General features: G+C 76.3%; 21 protein-coding genes. 12 read left to right on the plus strand and 9 right to left on the minus strand.

Features of this window, described 5'->3' with window-relative positions; translation table 11 throughout:
• Positions 1-104 precede the first annotated feature (104 nt).
• The 7 genes from ABT014_RS22815 (at position 105) to ABT014_RS22845 (ending at position 6,961) form a co-directional block, all read left to right on the plus strand.
• The gene (locus ABT014_RS22815) at positions 105-1,112 is read left to right on the plus strand and encodes a carbohydrate ABC transporter permease (protein ID WP_502895069.1); all 1,008 of its coding nucleotides are present in this window, start codon (positions 105-107) and stop codon (positions 1,110-1,112) included.
• Between the two features lie 11 nt (positions 1,113-1,123).
• Positions 1,124-2,002, plus strand: a complete 879-nt coding sequence (locus ABT014_RS22820; protein WP_350640865.1) for a carbohydrate ABC transporter permease — start codon at positions 1,124-1,126, stop codon at positions 2,000-2,002.
• Positions 2,003-2,207: 205 nt separating this feature from the next.
• Positions 2,208-3,692 carry a GH1 family beta-glucosidase gene (locus ABT014_RS22825; RefSeq protein ID WP_350640866.1) on the plus strand — a complete coding sequence of 495 codons (1,485 nt, stop codon included), beginning with the start codon at positions 2,208-2,210 and terminating at the stop codon, positions 3,690-3,692.
• Positions 3,693-3,780: 88 nt separating this feature from the next.
• Complete coding sequence (locus ABT014_RS22830) at positions 3,781-4,401, plus strand: GNAT family N-acetyltransferase (protein WP_350640867.1); 621 nt, start codon at positions 3,781-3,783, stop codon at positions 4,399-4,401.
• Positions 4,402-4,606: 205 nt separating this feature from the next.
• Entirely contained in the window at positions 4,607-5,464 is an 858-nt protein-coding gene (locus ABT014_RS22835; RefSeq protein WP_350640868.1) for a peptidoglycan recognition protein family protein, read from the plus strand.
• Positions 5,465-5,513: 49 nt separating this feature from the next.
• Positions 5,514-6,551, plus strand: a complete 1,038-nt coding sequence (locus ABT014_RS22840; protein ID WP_502895070.1) for a WD40 repeat domain-containing protein — start codon at positions 5,514-5,516, stop codon at positions 6,549-6,551.
• A gap of 194 nt (positions 6,552-6,745) precedes the next feature.
• Positions 6,746-6,961, plus strand: a complete 216-nt coding sequence (locus tag ABT014_RS22845) for a hypothetical protein (RefSeq protein WP_350640869.1) — start codon at positions 6,746-6,748, stop codon at positions 6,959-6,961.
• 19 nt (positions 6,962-6,980) lie between these two features.
• Here ABT014_RS22845 and ABT014_RS22850 read toward each other — a convergent pair whose 3' ends face one another.
• Both ABT014_RS22850 and ABT014_RS22855 read right to left on the minus strand, forming a co-directional pair.
• Positions 6,981-7,745 (minus strand): SDR family NAD(P)-dependent oxidoreductase, encoded by a 765-nt coding sequence (locus ABT014_RS22850; protein WP_350640870.1) that lies wholly within the window; start codon positions 7,743-7,745, stop codon positions 6,981-6,983.
• Positions 7,746-7,883: 138 nt separating this feature from the next.
• Complete coding sequence (locus ABT014_RS22855; protein ID WP_350640871.1) at positions 7,884-8,204, minus strand: hypothetical protein; 321 nt, start codon at positions 8,202-8,204, stop codon at positions 7,884-7,886.
• Positions 8,205-8,514: 310 nt separating this feature from the next.
• Here ABT014_RS22855 and ABT014_RS22860 point away from each other — a divergent pair, with 310 nt between their 5' ends.
• The 3 genes from ABT014_RS22860 to ABT014_RS22870 all read left to right on the plus strand — a co-directional run bounded on the left by ABT014_RS22860 (position 8,515) and on the right by ABT014_RS22870 (position 10,416).
• Positions 8,515-9,624: a PQQ-dependent sugar dehydrogenase gene (locus ABT014_RS22860; protein ID WP_350640872.1), complete on the plus strand. Its 1,110-nt coding sequence runs from the start codon at positions 8,515-8,517 to the stop codon at positions 9,622-9,624.
• A 153-nt stretch (positions 9,625-9,777) separates the two neighbouring features.
• Entirely contained in the window at positions 9,778-9,906 is a 129-nt protein-coding gene (locus ABT014_RS22865; RefSeq protein WP_350640873.1) for a hypothetical protein, read from the plus strand.
• 147 nt (positions 9,907-10,053) lie between these two features.
• A complete protein-coding gene (locus tag ABT014_RS22870) occupies positions 10,054-10,416 on the plus strand; it encodes a cupin domain-containing protein (protein WP_350640874.1) in 363 nt (120 codons plus the stop codon).
• Here ABT014_RS22870 and ABT014_RS22875 read toward each other — a convergent pair.
• From ABT014_RS22875 to ABT014_RS22885, 3 genes are all read right to left on the minus strand, one after another.
• Positions 10,394-11,314 (minus strand): hypothetical protein, encoded by a 921-nt coding sequence (locus ABT014_RS22875; RefSeq protein ID WP_350640875.1) that lies wholly within the window; start codon positions 11,312-11,314, stop codon positions 10,394-10,396. The genes ABT014_RS22870 and ABT014_RS22875 overlap by 23 nt on opposite strands.
• Entirely contained in the window at positions 11,307-12,122 is an 816-nt protein-coding gene (locus tag ABT014_RS22880) for a hypothetical protein (RefSeq protein ID WP_350640876.1), read from the minus strand. Before ABT014_RS22880 ends, ABT014_RS22875 begins: the two co-directional genes overlap by 8 nt.
• A gap of 153 nt (positions 12,123-12,275) precedes the next feature.
• The gene (locus ABT014_RS22885; protein ID WP_350640877.1) at positions 12,276-12,497 is read right to left on the minus strand and encodes a hypothetical protein; all 222 of its coding nucleotides are present in this window, start codon (positions 12,495-12,497) and stop codon (positions 12,276-12,278) included.
• A gap of 184 nt (positions 12,498-12,681) precedes the next feature.
• Between ABT014_RS22885 and ABT014_RS22890 the strand changes: the two genes are divergently transcribed.
• Together ABT014_RS22890 and ABT014_RS22895 are read left to right on the plus strand one after the other, a co-directional pair.
• Complete coding sequence (locus tag ABT014_RS22890; protein ID WP_350640878.1) at positions 12,682-13,599, plus strand: phosphatidylinositol-specific phospholipase C; 918 nt, start codon at positions 12,682-12,684, stop codon at positions 13,597-13,599.
• 117 nt (positions 13,600-13,716) lie between these two features.
• Positions 13,717-14,940: a saccharopine dehydrogenase family protein gene (locus tag ABT014_RS22895; RefSeq protein ID WP_350640879.1), complete on the plus strand. Its 1,224-nt coding sequence runs from the start codon at positions 13,717-13,719 to the stop codon at positions 14,938-14,940.
• 35 nt (positions 14,941-14,975) lie between these two features.
• Here ABT014_RS22895 and ABT014_RS22900 read toward each other — a convergent pair whose 3' ends face one another.
• The 4 genes from ABT014_RS22900 to ABT014_RS22915 form a co-directional block, all read right to left on the minus strand.
• Positions 14,976-16,343 (minus strand): FAD-dependent oxidoreductase, encoded by a 1,368-nt coding sequence (locus ABT014_RS22900; protein ID WP_350640880.1) that lies wholly within the window; start codon positions 16,341-16,343, stop codon positions 14,976-14,978.
• A gap of 177 nt (positions 16,344-16,520) precedes the next feature.
• Positions 16,521-19,373, minus strand: coding sequence for a condensation domain-containing protein (locus tag ABT014_RS22905; protein ID WP_350640881.1), 2,853 nt, complete (start codon positions 19,371-19,373; stop codon positions 16,521-16,523).
• Positions 19,370-21,175, minus strand: coding sequence for a non-ribosomal peptide synthetase (locus ABT014_RS22910; RefSeq protein ID WP_350640882.1), 1,806 nt, complete (start codon positions 21,173-21,175; stop codon positions 19,370-19,372). Before ABT014_RS22910 ends, ABT014_RS22905 begins: the two co-directional genes overlap by 4 nt.
• A gap of 57 nt (positions 21,176-21,232) precedes the next feature.
• The gene (locus ABT014_RS22915; RefSeq protein WP_350640883.1) at positions 21,233-23,107 is read right to left on the minus strand and encodes a non-ribosomal peptide synthetase; all 1,875 of its coding nucleotides are present in this window, start codon (positions 23,105-23,107) and stop codon (positions 21,233-21,235) included.
• Positions 23,108-23,122 lie beyond the last annotated feature (15 nt).

Below are 23,122 nucleotides of genomic sequence, written 5' to 3' on the forward strand. Positions count from 1 at the left end.
CGGGGCCGCCGGCCACCCCCGCCGGCGGCCCCCACCCAGCCCCGTACCGCGCCGCCCGCCCCGGGGCACCGCACGCCGTCCCCCCACCCGGAAGGAAGCCACCCGTGGCCACCTCCATCAGCGCACGCGGCAGCGGAGTGGATCCCGCCGCCCCGCCGCCCCGACCCGCGCCGAGCGCGGACCAGCGCCGCCAGCTGTGGCGCAGCCGCCGCCACCGATGGGACACCAAGGGGTCGCCGTACGCCTTCGTGGCACCGTTCTTCCTGGTGTTCGCGGTCTTCGGGCTCTTCCCGCTGCTCTACACCGGTTGGCTGTCGCTGCACCAGGTGAGCCTGTACAACGTGGACCAGGCCCAATGGGTCGGCCTGAAGAACTACACCGACCTGTTCACCGGCCCGGCCAGCCACTTCTTCTGGAACGCGCTCGGCAACACCATCACCCTCGGCGCCCTGTCCACCGTGCCCCAGCTGATGATCGCCATCGGCCTCGCCCACCTGCTCAACTACCAGCTGCGCGCCCGGTCGTTCTTCCGCACCGCGCTGCTGGCGCCGTACGCGACCTCGGTCGCCGCCGCCACCCTGGTGTTCGCGCTGATCTTCAGCCCGGAGAGCGGCATGGCCAACTGGTTCCTCGGCCTGGTCGGCATCGACCCGGTCGCCTGGGAGGCCGGCGACTGGACCTCGCAGTTCGCCATCTCGACCATCGTCACCTGGCGCTGGACCGGCTACAACGCGCTGATCTACCTCGCCGCCATGCAGGCCGTGCCCGGCGAGCTGTACGAGGCCGCCGCGATCGACGGCGCCTCCCGGTGGCGGCAGTTCCGGCACGTCACGGTGCCCGCGCTGCGTCCGACCATCCTGTTCACCGCCGTGGTCTCCACCATCGGCGCCACCCAACTGTTCGGCGAGCCCTACCTGTTCGGCGGCCAGAGCGGCCACCAGGGCGGCGCGGCCCACCAGTACGAGACGCTCGGGGTGTTCATGTACGACCAGGGCTTCCGCAACAGCATGCTGGGCCGGGCCTCCGCCATCGCCTGGACCATGTTCGCGCTGCTCCTGCTGATCGGCCTGGTCAACGCCCTGATCGCCCGTCGCCTGCGGAGCTCGCAGTGAGAGGAGCACCCATGTCCGCCGCGCCGCGCGGCCCGCGCCTGCCGCGCCCCCGGGCCGGCCGCCAGCACCACGCCGGCCCGCTGACCTACGCCGTCCTGGCCGTGGTCGCGCTCGTCTCGCTGTTCCCGCTGTACTGGACCCTGGTCGCCGCCTCCACCGACGCGCACGCCGTGGTCTCCACCCCGCCGCCGCTGGTCCCGGGCGGCAACCTGTTCAAGAACCTGTCGTTCGTCTGGCACAACGCCGGCGGCCGTGGCATGGGCGTGGCCCTGGTCAACTCGGCGCTGGTGGCGGGCTCGGTCACGCTCGGCACGGTGACGTTCTCGCTGCTGGCCGGGTTCGCCTTCGCCAAGCTCCGGTTCCGCGGCCGGGGCGCCCTGATGGGGCTGGTGGTGGCGACCCTGGCGGTGCCCGCGCAGCTGAGCGTGGTGCCGCTGTTCATCCTGATGAAGGACCTCGGGCAGGGCAACCACCTGAGCGCGCTCATCCTGCCCGCCCTGGTCACCGCGTTCGGGGTGTTCTTCATGCGGCAGTTCCTGGTCCAGGCGCTGCCCACCGAACTGCTGGAGGCCGCCCGGATGGACGGCGCGCACTCGCTGCGGGTGGTCTGGCACGTGGTGGTGCCGATCGCCCGGCCCGCCATGGCGGTGCTCGGCATGCTGACCTTCGTCCAGTCCTGGAACGACTTCCTGTGGCCGATCATCGCGATGAACGGCTCGACCAACCCCACCGTCCAGGTCGCCCTGGCCGGGCTCGGCACCGGCTGGTCCACCGACTGGTCGGTGATCATGGCCGGTGCGCTGATCGGGACGGCGCCGCTGTTGCTGGTCTTCGTCCTGTTCGGCCGCCACATCGTCGGCGGACTCACCCAGGGCGCCGTCAAGGGCTGACCACCCGCCCCGACCACCGGCCCCGACCACCCGCCCCGACCACCCGCCCCGGCCACTCGCCTGCGCCACCCGCCCGGCGCCGCCCGGCCCGTCCCCGTACCAACCGCACCCGCGGCGGGGCACAGTTGAACCGTACCGGGACCACACGGTCCGGCGGCGTGCCCGGCCGCACCCACTCCAGCACTCTGATCGGAGCGCTCCCCGAATGCCTTCCCCCGCACCGTCCCTGACCACCCGTACGCCCGCCGACCCGGCCGGCCGGCTCGACTTCCCGCCCGGCTTCCTGTGGGGCGCCGCCACCGCGGCGTACCAGATCGAGGGCGCCGCCGCCGAGGGCGGCCGCACCCCGTCGATCTGGGACGTCTTCAGCCGCACGCCCGGCAAGGTGCACGCCGGCGACACCGGCGACGTGGCCACCGACCACTACCACCGCTACCGCGACGACGTCGCCCTGATGTCCGAACTCGGGCTCCAGGCCTACCGGTTCTCGCTCTCCTGGTCGCGGATCCAGCCCACCGGCCGGGGCCCGGCCGTGCAGCAGGGCCTGGACTTCTACCGCCGCCTGGTCGACGAGCTGCTGGAGGCCGGCATCCGGCCGGTGGCCACCCTCTACCACTGGGACCTGCCGCAGGAGTTGGAGGACGCGGGCGGCTGGCCGGTGCGCGAGACCGCCGAGCGGTTCGGCGAGTACGCGGCCATCGCGGCCGAGGCGCTCGGCGACCGGGTCGGCTTCTGGACCACCCTGAACGAGCCCTGGTGCTCGGCCTTCCTCGGCTACGGCTCCGGCGTGCACGCCCCCGGCCGCACCGACCCCGCCGACGCGCTGCGCGCCGCCCACCACCTGAACCTCGGCCACGGCCGCGCGGTGTCCGCGCTGCGCGCCGCACTGCCCGCCGACGCCACCGTCTCGGTCACCCTCAACCTGCACCAGGTCCGCCCGCTCACCGACCGGCCGGCCGACCTGGACGCGGCCCGGCGGATCGACGCCGTCGGCAACCGGATCTTCACCGGCCCGATGCTGGACGGGAGTTACCCCGACGACCTGCGGGCCGACACCGCCCACCTGCTGGACTGGGACGCCCTGGTGCGGCCCGGCGACGAGGCCGCCGCCGCGGCCCCGATCGACCTGCTCGGCATCAACTACTACACCCCGACCCTGGTCTCCGCCCCCGCCGAGGGCGAGCGGTCGGAGCCGGGCGAGGCCGCCCGCAACGACGCCCACGGCGCCAGCGACCACTCGCCCTGGCCCGGCTCCGAGCAGGTCCTCTTCCACCTGCCGCCCGGCGAACTCACCGCGATGAACTGGGCGATCGACCCCTCCGGCCTCTACGACCTGATCACCGACGTCTCCCGGAGCCACCCCGGGCTGCCGCTGATGATCACCGAGAACGGCGCCGCCTTCGAGGACGCCCCCGCCCCCGACGGCGCGGTGCACGACCCGCAGCGGATCGACTACGTCCACCGCCACCTGGCCGCCGTGCACCGCGCGGTCGCCGACGGCGCCGACGTCCGCGGCTACTTCCTCTGGTCGCTGCTCGACAACTTCGAGTGGTCCTACGGCTACAGCCGCCGCTTCGGCGCCGTGTACGTCGACTACGCCACCCAGCGGCGCACCCCCAAGGACAGCGCCCGCTGGTACGCCCGGACCGTCCGGGACAACGCGATCCCCCCGGTCGGCGACCAGGGCTGAGCCCGCCGGGGCGGAGCGCGGGGCGGCGCGGACGGCCGAGGGTCCGTCCGCCCGCCCCGCGCGCCACCGGCCGAGAGAGAGGACCCCGATGCCACCCGTCATCCGTCCCTACCGCGCAGCCGACCGCGAGGCCGTGCACGAGATCTGCGTGCGGACCGGCCACCAGGGCGGCGACGCCCGCGGGCACCACGCCGACCCGCTGCTGCTGCCGCTCACCTTCGCCGCCCCCTACCTGCTGCTGGAACCGGAGCTGGCCTTCGTGCTGGACGACGGCGGGCGGGTGGTCGGCTACGTGCTGGGCGCCGAAGACACCGCCGTCTTCGTCCGGCGCTACCGGGACACCTGGCTCCCCGAGGTCACCCGGTACCGGCCCCCGCCCGCCGGACCGCCGACCACCCCGGACGAGATCGTCGCCGACCTGCTGCACCGCCCCGAGCGGATGCTGCTGCCCGAACTCGACGGCCACCCCGCCCACCTGCACATCGATCTGCTCCCCTCGCACCAGCGCCGCGGCCACGGCCGCCGGCTGATGGACACCCTGCTCACCGCGCTCGGCGAGCGCGGGGTGCCGGCCGTGCACCTCGGCATGGTCACCGCCAACACCGCGGCCCGGGCGTTCTACGACCGGCTCGGCTTCGAGGAGCTCCCGGTGCCCGACCCCGGGCCGCTGACCTACCTGGGCCGCACCGTCCCGTCCCCGCCGGGGTGAGCGGCGGGCTCGGCCAGGCGGCGGTACGCCGTGCCCCCTGCGGTGGACCGGGCCGGGCCGCGCCGGAGGGTCGTACCGGCGGTCGCCGGCGGCTCTGCTAGCGCTCCGGATCCCGGCCCCGCCGGGCCGCGCGACGGTCACCGACCGTTGGCCACCGGTCACCCAGCGCATGCGATCGACTACGGAACGTCCATATCCTCGCCGCATGGACATCGACCGTCGCTCAGTGCTGCGCCGCGCGGCGCAGGCGGCCACGGCGGGAGCGGCGGCGGCCCTGGCCGCGGCGGGCCCGCCACGGCACCGAACATCCTCCGCCCCGGCCGGGCCCGCCGCCGCGGCGGCCGAGGCCCCGGCCCGGCCGTCCGCCCCGCCGCCGCCCCCCGAAGTGGTCCGCCGTACGGCCTGGCAGGCGGTCGAACCGCCCAGCGAGACGCAGTGCGACGCGGTGGTGCGGGCGGTGTTCGTCCACCACACCGACCACCCCAACGGCTACGGGCCGCAGGAGGTCCCGGAGATACTCCGCTCCATCTACCAGGACCACCGCGAGAACCTGGGGTGGGAGGACATCGGTTACAACTTCCTGGTCGACCGCTTCGGCACCATCTACGAGGGCCGGCTCGGCTCCACCGGCCGCCCGGTGGTCGGCGCGCACACCATGGGGTTCAACCGGGAGACCGCCGGGATCGGGGTGATCGGCACCTTCGACGCGGCCACGCCGGTGCCGGCCGCCGTCCTGGACGCCACGGCCCGGGTCGCCGCCTGGAAGCTCGGCACCTACGGCATCGACCCGCGCAGCCGCTCCGAACTCACCTCCAACAGCAGCGACAGCCGCTTCCCGGCCGGCACCAGCCACTCCTTCGACGCCATCTCCGGCCACCGCGACGCCTTCTGCACGCTCTGTCCCGGCGACTCGCTCTACGCGGCGCTGCCCCAGATCGTCGACCGGGCCGCCCGGCTGCTGGCCGGCCGGCCCCTGGATGCCCCGGCTGACGGCACCGGGACACCTCTGCGCCCCGCCTTCGGGCGGACCGACGGGCCCCGCCGGGGCAGCGGGCTGTTCTGAGGCCGCGGGCCCGGGGAAGCTCCCTCGACACCCGTGCGATGATCGCTGGGTGACCAGGCGCGGGGTGGACGGACGGCGGGGGCTGCGGACGGTGCGCGCGAGCGGCGCCGCGCTGGCGGCGGCCCTGCTGGCGATCGGTCCGGCGGCGGCGCCCGCCACCGCGGCCGGGCTGCCCCGGGAGGCCTTCACCATCGGCGATCCCCGGATCACCGAGTCCAGCGGCTTGGCGGCCAGCCGGGCCCACCCCGGCGTCTACTGGACCCACAACGACAGCGACGACGGCCCCTACGTCTACGCGGTGGACTCCTCGGGGCGCACGGTCGCGACCGTCACCCTGCGCGGGATCAAGCCGCGGGACGTCGAGGCGATCTCGCTCGGCCCGGACGGGCAGCTCTACCTCGGCGACATCGGGGACAACCGCGACGGCACCTGGCCCGAGGTGTGGATCTACCGCTTCGCCGAGCCGAAGGACCTGCACGACCAGACCGTGGACGCGGTCCGCTACCGGGTGAAGTACGAGGACGGGCCGCGCGACGCGGAGGCCCTGATGGTGCACCCGGTCACCGGCCGGGCCTACATCGCCAGCAAGAAGCAGAACGGCGGCAAGCTCTACCAGGGGCCGGCCGAACTCTCCGCCACCGGCGTCAACACCTTCCGTCCGATCGCGGACGTCGGCTGGGTCACCGACGGCACGTTCGCCCCGGACGGCACCCGGCTGGTGCTGCGCGGCTACTTCTCCGCGGCGGCCTACCGCTGGCAGGACGACCGCCCGCAGGCCGACGGCTCGGTCAACGTGCCGCTCCAGCGCCAGGGGGAGTCGGTGACCTACTCGGCGGACGGCAAGGCGCTGCTGTTCGGCAGCGAGGGCAAGGGCAGCACGGTCTGGCGCGAGCAGCTCGACGACCCGGCCCCCGCCCCCACGGCCGGGGCCGGCACCGCCGGCGGCACCGGCAGCCCGGCACCCGCGGCCGGCGCCGCCGCCGGCTCGACCTCGAGCGGCGGCGGGGGAGCGGGAGGTTCGGCGGTTGTGGCGGTGCTGGTGGTCGGCGCGGTGGTGCTGCTCCTGCGCCGTCGCAAGAGCGGCTGACCGCCCGGCGTCCGACCCCTCGACAGCCACCCCCGGCGGTGGCACGGTGGGGACGGCCCCACCCCATCGCTGGGGAGCGGCCGGCGGAGGCACCGAGATGAACTGTCCGAGCTGCGGGGCGCTGATGAACGACCAGGGGCGGCAGTTGGTCTGCCACTCGTGCGGCGCCGTGATCGGCAAGTAATCTGGGCGCCATGAGCAGTCAGGTCCACCACTCCCGCTACTGCCCGACCTGTGGCACCCCGGTCAAGGACGGCCCGCGCGGCGGCTACGTGTGCACCCTGTGCTACGCGGTCGAGGAGCCCCCGGGGGCGGTCACCGACCGGACCGAGTGGCGGCGCACCAAGCAGCAGCGGATGGCCGCGGCCCGCGCGGTGTGGGAACGCGAGGGCCTGCTCCGGACGGACTGACCACGGGTCGACCCACTTGTCAACGGCCCAGCACCGCACCGCCGTTGAGGCCGATCACCTGGCCGGTGAGGTAGCCGGCGGCCGGGGAGGCGATGTAGCCGACGGCGGCCGCCACGTCGGCGGGGGTGCCGGCCCGGCCGACCAGCGTGTCGGCGATCTTCGCGGTGTGGAACTCCTCGCTCATCCGGTCGCCGAAGATCGGAGTGTCGGCCACGTAGCCGGGGGCCAGGACGTTGACGGTGATGCCCTCGGGGCCGAGCTGCCGGGCCAGCCCGAAGGCCCAGCCGTGCAGCGCCGCCTTGGCCGCCGCGTACGAGCCGGCCGAGTGGGCGCCCGCGCCGCCGCGCTGAGCGGCCGCCGAGCTGATCATGATCAGCCGGCCGCCCGGCCGACGCAGCCGTCCGAGCAGGGCGGTGGTGAGCAGCACGGCGGTCATCAGGTTGGTGTCGAGGTCGCGGCGCCAGGCCTCGGCCAGCGCACCGAGGCTCCCATCGGCGGGTGGGGTGATGATCGCACCGGCGTTGTTCACCAGGACGTCCACCTCCCCGAGCCCCCCGATGGTCCCGGCGGCCCGGTCGACCTGGGCGGGATCGGTGAGGTCGACCGGAAGCGGCACGACCAGCGCCGCCCCGACGGCCGCGTCCACCACCGCCCCGGCCTGCTCCAGCACCTCGGCCCGGCGGCCGAGCACCACCACCCTGTGCCCGCTCGCCGCCAACTCGTGCGCGATCGCCCGGCCGATGCCCGTCCCGCCACCCGATACCACCGCGAGCCGATCCGACATGGTTCTCCTGTCCGTCCGTGATCCGGTGCTGCGCCGCCGGAAACCGTACCGGCACGCACGGGCCGGGGGTGACGCGCCCTGGTGCTCCGTCACCCCCAATGCCGATGGCGTCGTTCGTCCCACCCCGGGCCGTCGCCGCTAGTCGGTCAGGCCCTGCCGGTCCAGTTCGGCCCGGCGGGCGGCCAGTGCGCGGGCGAGGGCCGGCCCGCGCATCGGGTCCGACTCCGCCAGGCCGCCCGCTGCCGCCACGGCCTCCGCCAGCAGGGCCAGCCGGACGGCGGGCAGCTCCAGCAGCGCGCCGTCGGCGCTCAGCCGGACCAGCGCGCGGGCCAGCTTCGGCCGGTAGGCGGCCGGGCTGACCTCCGCCAGGACGCGGTACGCCCACACCCGCTGCGGCAGGCTCAACCGGTGCGCGTCGAACACCAGCACCCGGGCACGCAGTTCCAGATCACGGTCCATGGTTCCCCCTCGTCGCCACCACCCCCCACGCTCCCGCCGGTCGGCCGGGCAGCGCGCCGCGCGCCCCGGCGGCCTGGGACGGCGCCGGGGCGGGTGGCTGGGGTGGAATGCGTCGAGTCTGCGGGGTGCCGGCCGGTCCGGACAAGATCGACGAATGGTGCCCTTCGTCCTACCGGTCGCGCCGCGGACGGGGCATGATGGACCCGACACTCTGCTGACGGCGCCCCGGTCCGTTCCCGGTGTCGGTCCGGCCGGGCTGTGGTGTGCTGGAGGTGGCAGGCGCAGCCGAGCAGCCGGTCAGGAGCCGCACATGCGAGCGCGAGTGGTCGCCGTCCTCACCGCTCTGGTCCTTGCCGCCGGCTGCAGTTCGGCAGCCACCTCCGGGCCGGCCACGACCGGCTCCGCCACTGCGAACAGCGGGTCGCCGACGTCCGGGGTCCGGGTGATCGGCCAGGTCGCCGACGGCCTGGACACCCCCTGGGGCGTCGCCCTGCTGCCCGGGGGAGACCTGCTGGTCGGCTCGCGGGACACCGGCACGATCACCCGGGTCGCCGCGCACGGCGGGGCGAAGACCGAGGTCGGCACCGTGCCGGGGGTGGCGGCGGCCGGCGAGGGCGGCCTGCTGGGGCTGGCGCTGTCGCCCCGGTACGGTGCCGACCACCTGCTCTACGCGTACCTGACCGGCGACCAGGACAACCGGATCGTGCGGCTGCCGTACCAGGAGCAGCAGCCGTCCGGGCAGCAGCTGGGCGAGCCGACCACCCTGCTCACCGGCATCCCCAAGGGCAACATCCACAACGGCGGCCGGATCGCCTTCGGCCCCGACGGCATGCTCTACGCCGGCACCGGCGAGTCCGGCCGCACCGGCCTGGCCCAGGACCTCTCCTCGCTCGGCGGCAAGATCCTCCGGATGACCCTGGACGGCGCGCCCGCCCCCGGCAACCCGTACCCCGGATCGGTGGTCTACTCCTCGGGCCACCGCAACGTCCAGGGCCTGGCCTGGGACCCGCAGGGCCGGTTGTGGGCCTCCGAGTTCGGCCAGAACACCTGGGACGAGCTGAACCTGATCACGCCCGGCGGGAACTACGGCTGGCCGGTGGTCGAGGGCCAGGCCCACCGCGCCGGGTACGTCGACCCGCTCGTCCAGTGGCACACCGACCAGGCGTCGCCCAGCGGCATCGCCTACTCCGACGGCGCGATCTGGATGGGCGCCCTGCACGGTGTCCGGCTGTGGCGCATCCCGGTGGACGGCGGCCAGGTCACCGGCGACCCGCAGGCGTACTTCACCGACCGCTACGGCCGGCTGCGCAGCGTGCTGGCCGACCAGGACGGCACCCTGCTGGTGAGCACCAGCAACACCGACGGGCGCGGGCAGCCGAGCGCCGACGACGACCGGATCCTGCGGATCGCCACGCACTGACGGCCGCCGCCCCGAGGGGGAGCGGCCACCGCCGGAGTACGGGGCATCACCGGTTCGAGTGGGTCGGCGGCCCCGGGGCGTGGCTGATCACCGGCCGGCCGCACTTCGCTGGCTACGGTCCTTCGTATGCTCCCGACGAGAGGATCGGACCTGATGCTGAACCTGCTGCTGCTCACCGCCCCGCTCCTGGTGGCGGCGGTGCTGGCCGCGACCGATCCGCGCGGACGTGCCCGCGGTGGCGGGCGACATAGCCTCGGCCGGCACCGCCGCCCGCACCGGTGACCGCTCACCGCTGACCGCTCACCGCTGACCACCGGGCGGTCGGCGGCGTCGGGGAGGAGACTTGAGGGACGACAGGTGCGGGCCCGGCGGGTGCGGTGAGGACCCCCGCCCACCGGGCCCGCAGCGGCACCGGTGAAGGAGCGCGCCATGTCCGGTCTGGTCCGCAAGAGCCTCGACGCACCGGAGGAGGTCCGGCCGTTCGAGGACGGCAAGGGGAAGGTGGAGCTGGTCAACCTGGAGGGCGGCGCGGTGGGCCGAGCCGTCTTCGAGCCCGGCTGGCAGTGGTCCAAGCACGTCAAGCCGATCGCGGGAACGGAGAGCTGCCAGGCCCCGCACGTCGGCTACTTCGTCTCCGGCCGGATGAGGATCGTGATGGACGACGGCGAGACGATGGACTTCGGGCCGGGCGACTTCATGACCGCCGCGCCGGGGCACGACGCCTGGGTGGTCGGCGACGAGCCGTGCGTGGTGATCGACTGGCAGGGCTTCACCGACTACGCGAAGCGGTGACCGCAGCGGCCCCGACACCACCGGCCGCCCGTGCGGCGGCCAGTTCGACGAGCTGGTCCCGGGCGATCGCCCGCAGCCACGCCCCCACGTCCAGCGGCCCCCAGGGGTAGCGGCCGATCCGCTCACGGGCCCGCCGGCGGGTCTCCTCGGCCAGCTCGCGAGCAGTGCCGTCGTGCCGCAGGCACTCCAGCAGGTAGTCCGCGACGCTGCCGGCGAACCGGTCGTAGAGCCGGTCGAAGGACGCGGGCTCACCACGGACCGCCCGCTCCAGCAGGCGGCGATGGGCGTCGTCGTAGCGCCACCCACCGGCAGTCGAGGCGGGTGCGGGCGCGGCGGGCCGGGGGTCGAGCAGCCCGGTCAGCGCGGTGACGTCGGCGATCGCCAGCCGGAAGCCGGCGGCGCCGCAGGCCGACCCGGCCCGGGCCGCGGCCTCGACCGCGTCCGCGTCGGCGTGCCGGCCGACCGCCCGCAGCAGCCGCGCCAGCACCTGGGCCGCCTCGCCGTCCCCGGCCGCGGCCGCCCGCCGCAGCCGGAGTTCGGCGCCGAGGAACGCCCGGCGGGCCGGGGCCGCGCGGTGCGCCGCGACGGCGAGCGCGGAGTCCTGGACGAGGGCAAGCTCGGCGCCGGTGGCGCGGTCGGGGGCGAGGTCGCCGGCGCGCCGGGGCGACGGGTGCACCGAGGAGCGTTGCAGGCCGAGCAGGAAGGACCTGACCCCGGCGGGCAACGCGGCATCGGCCCGTCCCGGCCGGCCCTGGGCCACCGGGCGCAGGTGCGCCAGCCACTGGTCCAGCTCGGCCAGGTCGGCGGGCGTCCGGGTGGTGAGGCGGGCGAGTTCGAGCGCGGCCACGGCGCGCAGCACCAGCGCCGGGTCGAGCCGCTCGGCGTCCCGTTCAGTCATCGCTGTCTCCTTCCGGCGGGCCGCCCCGGCGGTGCGCGGCGCGCAGCCGGTGGATGCGCTGGGTGACGGTCTGCGGGTGGGCGATGCCCAGCAGCCGGGCGATCTCCCGGTGCGTCATGCCGGTCATCGCCAGCTCCAGCATCTGCCGGGTCTGCGGGTTGCCGACGGCCTCCAGCACCCTGGCCACCTCGGCGTCCGCGAGCACGGTCAGCAGCGGGTCGCCGTCGGGGCCGGCCCGTTCGGCCAGCGCCGCGAGCACCCGGTCGGCCGTCGGCAGGGCCAGCCGGTCCTGGTCGAACCGGGTGTGCCAGCGGCGGAAGACGTTCGGGAAGTCCTGCAGCAGCGCACCGACGAAGTAGGTCCGCAGGGCGGCGCCGAGCTGCTCGCTCCAGCCCCGGCCGACCAGGGCGTCCCGGCGGAACCGGGGCAGCGCGGCGACCACCACGTCGTGCGCGATCTGCTGCCGGTCGTCCCGCCCGGCCTCGGTGCGCAGCCGCTCCCGGGCGCGGTCGGCGACCCGGACCGGACGCAGCCGGCTGCGGCACTCGCGGAAGACCTGGCCGGTGCGCAGCCACCGGTCGAGCACGGCCAACCCGTAGCGCACCAGGCCGTCCTCGAAGATCACGTACTCCGGTCCGCGCCACCCCAGCTCCTCCAGTCGGGCCACCAGGGCGGCGTCCTCCCGGCGCCGGCGCAGCTCGGGCCCGAGGTCGTCGCCCGCGGGTGCGGCCGGGGGTCGGCCGCGCTGCGGTTCTAGGCCGCCCGGCGCGCGGCGGGCGGCTCCGCCGCTGCGCTCGACCTGCCCCATGCACCCCTCCCGGACCGCCGACGGCGAACGTCCCGCCGTGCTCACGAGGCTGCTTAGGTCGGCCCGGTCCGGGGACATAACGCGCTGCCGCGGGAAGTCCCGGCCGGGCCGCGCCGCGCCCACTATGACAGCGCGTCAGGGCGGTGCGCGGGCTCAACGCCGGAGCAGGTGGCCGAGCAGCACCCCGGCGCCGCCGACGGCCGCGCCCGCCGCCAGCCGGTGCAGGGTGGCCGGCAGGTGGAGGACCAGCCGGGCGCCGCCGATCCGCAGGTCCACCATGGGCTCCGGCGGCGCATCGGCGCCCTCCTGCGGGGCGCCGGACGGTCGCGGGTGGGCGGGTTCGGTGCCGGTCGGCGGCGGCTGAACGGGGATCATGCGCGGTTCCTCGCGGGGTCTCCGGGCCCGCGGGGTGCGGGCCGTCCGTCCGCTCTGTAGGCGGTGCGCGGCCGGGGGGATAACGCGCGCACCACTGTCTGCACGGGTCTGGTCACGGCTCCCGGGCCGCCCTGACAATGCACATGGCAATTCGGCCGGTCGGGGCGAACGACGGGATGGGACCATGGATCTGACGGAACGACGGATCAGTCGGCGCGGGTTCGGCAGGGCGGCGGTGGCCCTCGGCGTGACCGGCCTGGTGGGCGGCGGACTCGGGGTGGCGGCCCCGCGCGCCGGTGCGGCTCAGGTGCCGGGCGGTGCGGACTGGCAGGGGGCGCTGCCGGACGACAGCTGGCTGTCCCGGCTCACCGTGCCCGGCACCCACGACACCTGCTCGCTGCACGGCGGCCCGATCACCCAGACCCAGACCCTCTCGGTGCCCGACCAACTCGCGGCGGGAGTACGGTTCTTCGACATCCGCTGCCGGCTGATCGACGGGGTGTTCGCGATCCACCACGGCCCGGTGTTCCAGGAGATCTTCTTCGGCGACGTGCTCAACCAGTGCCAGGCCTTCCTGGCCGCCCATCCGCGCGAGAGCGTCCTGATGCGGGTGAAGCAGGAGTACTCGACCGCCTCGGCGGCCGACTTCCTGAGCGTCTTCGAGGGATACCGGGCCAGATGGGGCGGCCTGATGTGGGGCGAGAGCCGGATCCCCCGGCTCGGCGAGGTGCGCGGGCGGGTGGTGCTGCTCGCCGACAGTCCGGGTCTGCCCGGCATCCCGTGGGGCGGTGCGCTGACCGACATCGAGGACGACTACGACATCGGGACGATCTTCGAGATCGCCTCCCGCAAGTGGCCCGAGACCTCCTCCCACCTGGACGCGGCCCGCGCCGCCACCGACCCGCAGCGGCTCTACCTGACCTTCACCTCCTCCTCCGGCTGGGGCCTGTGGCCGCGGCAGGCCGCCGACGCGATGGCGCCCCGGCTGGACGGCTACCTGGGCGCCCTGGCTCCCGCGGCCCGGCCGGTCCTGGGCACCGTCCCGATGGACTTCGTCACCGCCGACCGGATCCGCCGGCTGTACGCGCTGAACTTCGGCTGAGCGGCCCTGCCGGGCGGGGCGACGGGCGGGGGCGACAGGCGCGGGTTGCGGTTGACACCGCGACGGCCCGTCCCTAGCGTGAGGCGCTCCGCCATTACCAGCCGGTAGGGAACGCCCATGGATGCCGAACGCCCGTACGACCTGGTCCTGTTCGGTGCCACCGGCTTCACCGGCGCGCTGACCGCCGAGTACCTGGCCCGGAACGTGCCGGCCGGCTGCCGCTGGGCGCTGGCCGGGCGCAACCGCGGCAAGCTGGAGGCGCTGCGCGCGCGCCTGGCCACCCTGGAGCCCGGCTGCGCCGACCTCCCGCTGCTGGCCGCGGACGCCACCGACCCCGCCTCGCTGCGGGAGGTGGCGGCCGCGGCCCGGGTGGTGGTCTCCACCGTCGGCCCCTACCTGCACCACGGGGAGCCGCTGGTGGCCGCCTGCGCGGACGCCGGCACCGACTACCTGGACCTGACCGGCGAACCCGAGTTCGTTGACCGGATGTACCTGCGGCACCACCGCCGGGCGGTCGCCACCGGTGCCCGGTTGGTGCACTCCTGCGGCTTCGACTCGGTGCCGCACGACCTGGGGGTGCTGTTCACGCTGGAGCGGATGCGCGAGCAGGGCCTGCTGGCCGAGGAGGTGCCGGTCTCGGTCCGGGGGTTCGTCCGGGTCGGCGGGAGGTTCTCCGGCGGCACCCTCGCCTCGGCGCTGACGGTGATCTCCCGTCCCCGGGCGGGGGCCCGCGCCGCCCGCGAGCGCCGCGCCGCCGACCCCTGGCCGTCCGACCGCCGGATCGTCGCCACCGCCGGCCCGGTGCGGCGCTCGGCCGAGGCCCGCGCCTGGGCGGTGCCGATGCCCACCATCGACCCGCTGGTGGTGGCCCGCTCGGCGGCGGCCCGGCCCGACTACGGGCCGGCCTTCCGCTACGGCCACTACGCGGCCGTCCGGCGGCTGCCGGTGCTACTGGCCGGTGGGGCCGGGCTCGCCCTGCTCGCGCTCGCCGCCCAACTGCCGCCGCTGCGACGGGCGCTGAGCGGTCTGCACAAGCCCGGGGCCGGGCCCAGCGCCGAGCAGCGCGCCGCCTCCTGGTTCACCGTCCGGTTCGTCGGCGAGGTCGGCCCGGGGCAGCGGGTCTTCACCGAGGTGTCCGGCGGCGACCCGGGCTACACCGAGACCGCGAAGATGCTCGCCGAGTCCGCGCTCAGCCTGGCCTTCGACGACCTGCCGGCCACCGCCGGCCAGGTCACCCCGGCGGTCGCGATGGGCACCGCCCTGATCGACCGGCTCAGCGCGGCCGGCCTGCGCTTCACCGTGCTGGACACCCCGCCGGCGCACGCCCCGGGCCGGGCCTGACGGGCCGTCCCGCCGAACGAGCGGCCCGGGCGGGGTCAGCGCGGTGCGGCGCTGGCGCGGAGCATCTCGGCGCGCGGGACCACCTTGATCCGCTCGCGGCCCTCGCGGGCGCCGAGCTCCCGCTCGTGGGCGTCCAGCCGGTGCCAGCCCTCCCAGGTGGTGAACTCGACGCCGGCGGCGGCCAGGAAGGCGGGGACGGCGTCCTCGGCCGGCTCGGCGGGGGTGCGCAGGCGGCCCTCCAGGTGGTCGGCGACCAGGCAGGCCACCGTCTCGTTGGCGTCGCCCTTGGTGTGCCCGATCAGGCCGACCGGGCCGCGCTTGATCCAGCCGGTGACGTAGGTGGAGGCCAGCGGCGCACCCGCCGCCAGCACCCGCCCGGCCCGGTGCGGCACGGTGGCGGTGAGCGGGTCGAAGGGCAGCTTGGGCAGCTCGTCGGAGCGGTAGCCGACCGCCCGGTAGGCCGCCTGGACATCCCAGTCCCGGAACCGGCCGGTGCCGACCACGTTGCCGCTGCCGTCGAGCTCGGTGCGCTCGGTGCGCAGGCCGACCACCCGGCCGTCCGCGCCGAGGATCTCCACCGGCGACTCGAAGAAGTGCAGGTAGAGCCGGTGCGGCCGGTCGCCGGCGTCCCGGATCGCCCAGTTCTCCAGGGTCGCGGCGACCATGTCGGCCTGCTTGTTGCCGCGCCGGGTGGCGATCGAGCCCTCGTCGTACTCGATGTCCTCGGGGTCGACGATCACCTCGATGGTCGGCGAGTGGTCGAGCTCGCGCAGCTCCATCGGGCTGAACTTGGCCTGGGCGGGGCCGCGGCGGCCGAACACGTGCACCTCGACGGCGCGGTTGGCGGCCAGCCCCCGGTGCACGTTGGGCGGTATCTCGGTGCTCAGCAGCTCGTCGGCGGTCTTGGCGAGGATCCGCGCGACGTCCAGGGCGACGTTCCCGACGCCCAGCACCGCGACCCGCTCCGCCTCCAGCGGCCAGTCGCGCGGGACGTCCGGGTGGCCGTCGTACCAGGAGACGAAGTCCGCCGCGCCGTACGAGCCGTCCAGCCCGATGCCCGGGATGTCCAGGTCCCGGTCGGCGTCGGCGCCGGTGGAGAAGATCAGCGCGTCGTAGAACCGGTGCAGGTCGTCCAGCCCGATGTCACCGGGGTAGTCGACGTTGCCGAACAGCCGGACCTGCGGCTTGTCGAGCACCTGGTGCAGCGCGGCGACGATGCCCTTGATCCGCGGGTGGTCGGGGGCCACGCCGTAGCGGATCAGGCCGAACGGCGCGGGCATCCGCTCGAACAGGTCGACCGAGACGCCCGGGTCGCCCGTCAGCTCGGACTTGATCAGGGCGTCGGCCGCGTAGATCCCGGCGGGGCCGGCCCCGACGATCGCGACCCGGACGGGACGAGGCATGGCAGGCAGTCCTTCGCTCGGCGCTCGGCCGGGTGACCACCGGCCTGACCGTCACCCTCTCCGCTGCCCGGGTGCCGCAGTAGGGCACCCGGGCTTATGTGGCCATAGGGCGGTCCTATGGCCGGACGGGGAACGAATCCGGCGGGCGCGCCGCGCCGCCGGGTCCGGTGGCGTCCGCTACCGCACCATCGCGGCCAGCACCGTACGCCAGTCCTCGCCGGGCTCCGGGCGCACCGCCGCGGCCAGCGCGTCGGCCCGGTACCGCCAGGGGCGGGCCAGCTCCGGGTCGGCGCCGGCGGCCAGCCGCACCGCGGACGGCGAGTCGAGCAGCCGGGCCAGCTCGGCCGCGAACTCGGACCAGGCCAGGTGGCCGGAGACGGCGTTGACCACCCGGCCGGCGGCCGGGCCGCGCTCGTCGAGGGCGGCGACCGCGGCCCGGGCGAGCGCGCCCGAGTGCACCCAGGACGCGCCGTACCAGCTCCGACCGTCGGCCGCCGGGTCCGGCAGCACCAGCTCCCGCCCCGCCTGCGCGGCCTGGAAGAGCTCGCCGGTCGCGCCCCAGCGCAGCTGCTCGCGCAGCCGCCGGTGCGGACCCCAGACGATCGGCGAGCGGACCACCGCGGCCGGTCCCCGGTCGCCGTCGCCGGCCGCCGCCAGCAGGATCCGCTCGCAGTCGAGCTTGGCCTGCCCGTAGGCGGTCACCGGCAGCTGCTCCGGCGCACCCTCCGGCACCTCCTCGTCCACCGGGCGGCCATAGGCGTCGATGCTGCTGATGAACACGAAGCCGCCGCGCTGCCAGGACTCCACCAGCACCCGCATGGCCGCCACGTCCACCTCGTGCCGCGTGAATGTGCAGGCCGCGTGGATCACGGCGTCCGCGCCACGGGCGGCCGCCCGCAGGCTGTCGAGGTCGGCCAGGTCGCCCTCGGCCACCTCCACGCCGTCCAGCGCCACCAGGTGCGCGGACTCCGGGCGGGCCAGCGCCCGCACCGGACGGCCCTGCGCCATCAGTTCCTGCAGCACGGCCGCGCCGACGCCGCCGGTGGCACCCGTGACCAGCACCGTGCCCGGGCGGACCGGCCGGCCCCCGCCCGCCGCGCCCGCGGGCCGCCGCGCCTGCGCCGCCCGCTGCTCGTCCGCCCGGCCCGCCAGCAGGGCGGCCAGCGCGCGCGGGGTGCGCTGCTCCAGGACATCCAGCCCGGTCAGCGGCAGCCCGGTGCGCAGCCGCAGCCGCTCGGCGAGCTGGACGGCGACCAGCGAGTGCCCGCCCAGCACGAAGAAGTCGCCGTCCGGTCCGGGCCGGCTGCCGAGCAGCTCGCCGAAGGCCGTCCGGACGGTGTCCTCGTGCGCGCGGTGGGCGGCCGGCGTCTCCTGCGCGGTCGGCCGGGCGCCCGGCAGCCGGTCGGTGTCGACGGCGCCGTCGGCGGTCCGGGGCAGCGCGTCCAGCAGGGTCACCGCGGCGGGCACCCGGTCGGCCGGCAGCAGCGCGCGCAGCGCCGTCCGCAGCTCGGCTGCCGGTACGCCGAGCGGGCCCCGGGCGACCGCGTACGCCAGCGGCGGCAGCCCGTCGCGCTCCAGCACGAAGGCCTCGCCGAGCCGGGGATCGGCCAGCAGCGCCGCCACGGCGGGGTGCTCCGACTCCCAGGCGCGGACCGGCAGCCGGTCGAGCCGCAGACCGTCGTCCCCGGCCACGGCGGTGAGCAGCGCCGCGAAGTCGGCCAGCAGGTGCGCGCCGTCCGGCCCGCTCAGCGCGCCCTCGGCGTGCTGCACCAGGCAGCGCGGCTGCGGGCCGTCCTCCAGGAACAGGCCCAGGTCGAACTTGGCCAGGCCGAGGTCGAGTTCGACGGCCTGCGCCGCCACCCCCGGCAGCCCGAGCGCGTCCGTGGGCGCGACCAGGTCGCAGGTGACCGAGAGCAGCGGGGAGCCGTCCTGCCCGCGGGCCGCGGCGCCGAGCCGCTCCACCACCAGGTCGAACGGCACCTCGTGCCGGCCCTGCGCCGCCAGCTGGGCGGACCGCACCCGGCCGAGCAGCTCGGCGAAGGTCGGATCGCCGGTCAGGTCGGCGCGGATCGGCAGGGTGTTGACGCACAGGCCGACCAGCCGGCGCAGCTCCGGCCGCGAGCGCTGGCCGCCGGCGCAGCCGAGGGTGAGGTCGCCGGCTCCGGTGGCGCGGGCCAGGGTGGCGAAGGCGGCGGTCAGCACCACGGTGAACAGCGTGGCGCCGTGCCGGCGGCCGAGCGCGCGCAGCCCGTCCACGGTCGCGGCGGGCAGCTCCGCCGTGTGCAGCCGGGCCGTCCGGTCGCGGCCGGCGCCGGCCGCCGGCCGGGGCAGCGGCACCGGGCGGGCGCCGTCGAGGAGCTCGGCCCACTCGGCGACCCGGGCGTCCAGCTCGGCCTCCCGGCCGCGCTCCCAGCGGGCGAAGTCCGCGTACTGGAGCGGGACTTCGGGCAGCTCGGCGGGCCGGCCGGCGAGCGCGGCGGCGTACAGCGCGGCGAGCTCCTCGGTGACCACCGGCAGCGAACCGCCGTCCACCGCGATGTGGTGCAGGGTGAGCAGGAGGGTGTGGTCCTCGGGCCCGTGCCGCAGCACCAGCGCGCGCAGCGCGGCGCCGGCGGCCAGGTCGAACGGGCGGGCCGCCTCGGCCCGCAGCAGCTCCTCGGCGGCGTCGGCGGCCACCTCCACCACGGGGACGGGCACCGGGGCCGGGGCGATCGGCTCCTGGAACGGCTGCTCGCCCTGCTGCCCGTAGCGGGTGCGCAGGATCGCGTGGCGGGCCGTCAGGGCGGTCAGCGCCTCGGCGAGCGCGCCGGTGTCCAGCGGGCCGCGCAGCCGGGTGGCGAGCGGCACGTGGTACAGCGCGCCGGCCCGGCCGAGCCGCTCCATCAGCCACATCCGGTGCTGGGCGTGCGAGAGCGGCGCCGGGCCGGGACGCCCGCCGGGGCGCGGCCCGGCGGGGCGGGCGGCGGCGGAGCGCCGCTTGGCCAGCAGGAGCAGTTCGGCCTGCCGGGCCGGGTCGGTGGCGGCGGTCATCGCTGCTCCTCGGTGGGCTCGCCGTGGGCGGCGAGCAGGGCCCGTTCGACCAGTTCGGCCTGGGCGGCGACGGTGGGGTGGGTGAAGAACTGCGCCAGCGAGAGGTCGACGCCCAGGTCCTCGCGCAGGTCGTCGACCACCCACATGGCCATCAGCGAGTGGCCGCCCTCGGCCAGGAAGTCGGCGTCCGCCCGCTCGACCGGGTGGCCGAGCGCCCGGGCCCAGGCCGCCGCCACCTCCTGCTGGAGCGGGGTCAGCGCGTCGCCGTCCGCGGGCCGGGCCGGGGTGTCGCCGTCCGAAGGGTCGGTGTCGGCGAGGGCCCGGCGGTCGACCTTGCCGGTGCCGGTCAGCGGGAGGGCGGCCAGCACGGCCCAGCCGGTGGGCACCAGGTGGGCGGGCAGCCGCTCGGCCAGGTGGCCGCGCAGGGCCTCGCCGGTGGGCCGGTGGCCCTCGGCGGGCACCACGAAGGCGGTCAGCGCGGCGTCCTCGGCGCCGGCCCGGCGGACCACCACGGCGGCCTCGGAGACCTCCGGGTGCTGCCGCAGGGCGTGCTCGACCTCGCCCGGCTCGATCCGGAAGCCGCGGACCTTGACCTGGTCGTCGGCGCGCCCGTGGAAGTCCAGCGCGCCGTCCGGCCGGGCCGAGACCAGGTCGCCGCTGCGGTACATCCGCCCGGCGCCGGGGATCTCCCGGAACCGCTCGGCGGTCAGGCCGGGCTGCCCCAGGTAGCCCGGGGTCAGCCGGGCGCCGCCGATCCACAGTTCGCCGCGGCCGCCCTGCGGCACCGGCTCGAACCGCTCGTCCAGCACCCGCACCCGGGCCCCGCCGAACGGGCGGCCGATCGCCACCGGGCCCGCGCAGTCGGCCTCGCGCACCCGGTGCAGGGTGGTGAAGGTGGTGGCCTCGGTGGGCCCGTAGACGTTCACCAGGTCGAGCCAGGGGAAGGCCCGCAGCACCGTCCTGGCGTGCTCGGGGGAGAGCGCCTCGCCGCCGACCAGCAGGGTGCGCAGCACCCCGAAGATCCGCGAGCGGCGGGCGGCCAGCTGGTGGAACAGCGCCGTGGTCAGGAAGGCGGTGGTGACGCCGAACCGCTCCACGTCGCGGGTCAGGTCCTCGGCGGTCGCGCGCTCGGCGGGCGAGACCATCACGGCCGCGCCGGCGGCCAGCGGCGACCAGATCTCGAAGGTGGCCGCGTCGAAGGTGGACGGCGAGTGGAACAGCACCCGGTCGCCCGGCCCGAGCGCCACCGCGTCCGGCGCGGTGACCAGGTCGGCGATGGCCCGGTGGGTGACCTGCACGCCCTTGGGACGGCCGGTGGAGCCGGAGGTGTACATCACCAGGGCGAGCGCCTGCTCGCCGTCGGGCGCGGGGTGCGGCGCGGTGGTGGCCGCCTGCGGCAGCCCGTCCGGGTCCAGGGCGAGCGCCTGCGCGGCCGGGATGCCGGCCTCGGCGAGCAGCGCCTTGTCGCCCACGGTCAGCACGGCGCCGGCGTCGGCGAGCATGCCGGCGGTGCGCGGCCGCGGGTAGGCGGGGTCGAGCGGGACGGCGTGGCCGCCGGCCCACCAGACGGCGAGCTGGGCGACCACCAGCCGGGTGGAGCGGGCCGCCAGCAGGCCGACGGCGCTGCCGGGGCCGATGCCCCGGGCGGTCAGCTCGGCGGCCAGGGCCGAGGCGGCGGCGACCAGTTCACGGTAGGTCAGGGTGGTGTCGCCGTCCGAGACGGCGAGCGCCTGCGGCCGCAGCTCGGCCTGGTGGGCGACCAGCGCGGGTACACCGCCCGGCGGGAGAACGGGGGAAGTCATGGATGGTCCCTTCCGGGTGCCCCGGCCGAGGCCGGGGCACCCTGTACGGCGGGCGGGTCAGGAGACGGCGACGGCCGGCCGGCTAGCCTCGACCAGCGCCGCCACGGCGCGCAGGTCGGGCTGGCGCAGCAGCTGCGGCGCGCGCAGCCGGACGCCGAAGGCCTGCTCCAGCTCGACCAGCAGGCGGGCCGCGGCGAGCGAATTGCCGCCCGCGTCGAGGAAGTTGTCCTGCGGGCCGAGGTCGGCGCGGTCCAGCAGCTTGCGGCACAGCCGCAGCACCGTGCGCTCGGTGTCCGAGCCGCCGTCCTCGGTGTCGGGCGTGGCCGGCCCGGCGTCGGCGGCGGCGGCCTGGGCAGCCCGGTCGGTCTCTTCCGCAGCCAGCAGGGCGGCCCGGTCGACCTTGCCGTTGGCGTCCAGCGGGTAGTCGTCGACCAGCCGGACGACGGTGGGCACCGCCTGCTGCGGCAGCCAGGCGCGGACCTGCGGCAGCAGGTCGGCGGCGGTCACCGGGCCGGTGGTGGTCACCGGGCCGGCGGGAGCGGCGGCCTGGACGAACGCGAGCAGCCGCGCCCCGCCGTCCTCGTCCCGGCGCACCGCGACGACCGCCCGGCGCACCCGCGGGTCGCGCTCGAAGGCGGCCTCGACCTCGGCCGGCTCGATCCGCACCCCGCTGACCTTCACCTGGTCGTCGAGACGGCCCTCGAACTCCAGCACGCCGTCCGCCCGCATCCGCACCCGGTCACCGGTGCGGTAGACCAGCCCGACCCCGGGCACGCCGTCCGGCGCCGGCACGAACCGCCGCCCGGTCAGCTCCCGGTCCAGATAGCCGAGCGCCAACGGGCGCCCGCCGACCCGGAGTTCACCCGACTCGCCGCGCGGCACCGGCCGCCCGTCCGGGTCGGTGACGACCAGCACGGCGCCGGGCACCGGCAGCCCGATCGGCGGCGCCCCCTCGCCGCCCGCGCCGGGGGCCATCGAGTGCACGGTGGTCACCACGGTCGCCTCGGCCGGCCCGTACGCGTTGTGCAGGTGGGCCGTCACCTCCGGCGCCGGGTGGCGGCGCAGCCGGTCGCCGCCGGCCATCAGGTGGCGCAGCACCATGCCCTGCGGCCACGGCCGCTCCAGCACCGGCTCGGCCAGCGGGGTGGGCAGCACCGAGACGGTGATCCCGGCCTCCCGCCACCAGTCGGTGAGCGCGCCCGGGTCCCAGCGCACCGCGTCCGGGGCGACGCACAGCGCGGACCCGGCGGTGAGCGAGGCCCACAGCTCCATCATGTGCGGGTCGAAGGCCACCCCGATCAGCAGGCTGTGCCGGTCGCCGGGGCCGAGCCCGGTCAGCTCCCGGTACCAGTGCAGCAGCGCGCCGAGCGAGGGCTCGCCGACCGCCACCGCCTTCGGCAGGCCGGTGGAGCCCGAGGTGAGCACCGCGTAGTAGCTGCCCTCGGGCGCGCCGACCGCGCCCTCGGCCGGCGGCGCGAACGCCGCCACCACGGTGGCCGCGGCGGTCGCCCCGGCGGTCGGCAGCTCCAGCCGGCGGTGCTCCGCCGCCCGGTGGGCCGGCGGCAGCAGGTCGGGGTCGCCGATCAGGCAGGTCAGCCGCAGGTTCTCGGCGACGGCCTGCAGCCGCCGCTCGCCGGGGCGCGGCCCGAGCGGCAGGTGGACAGCGCCCAGCCGGGCCACCGCCAGGGTGGCGGCCACCAGGGCCGCCGAGTGGTCGAGGCAGACGCCGACCAGGTCGCCGGGGCGCACCCGGTCGGCCAGCCGGCCGGCCAGCGTGTCGGCCAGCAGGTCGAGTTCGGCGTAGCTCCAGCTGTGCTCGCCGTCGATCAGCGCGGGCGCGTCCGGGGTGCGGCGCACCCACGCGCGGAACAGCTCCAGCACGGGGGAGTCCTGGTGGTCCCGGCCGCGCTCGATGGATTCGAGGATCGTCATGTCGTGGTCTCCGAA

Source organism: Kitasatospora sp. NPDC094015 (assembly GCF_040304075.1).
Taxonomy (GTDB): domain Bacteria; phylum Actinomycetota; class Actinomycetes; order Streptomycetales; family Streptomycetaceae; genus Kitasatospora.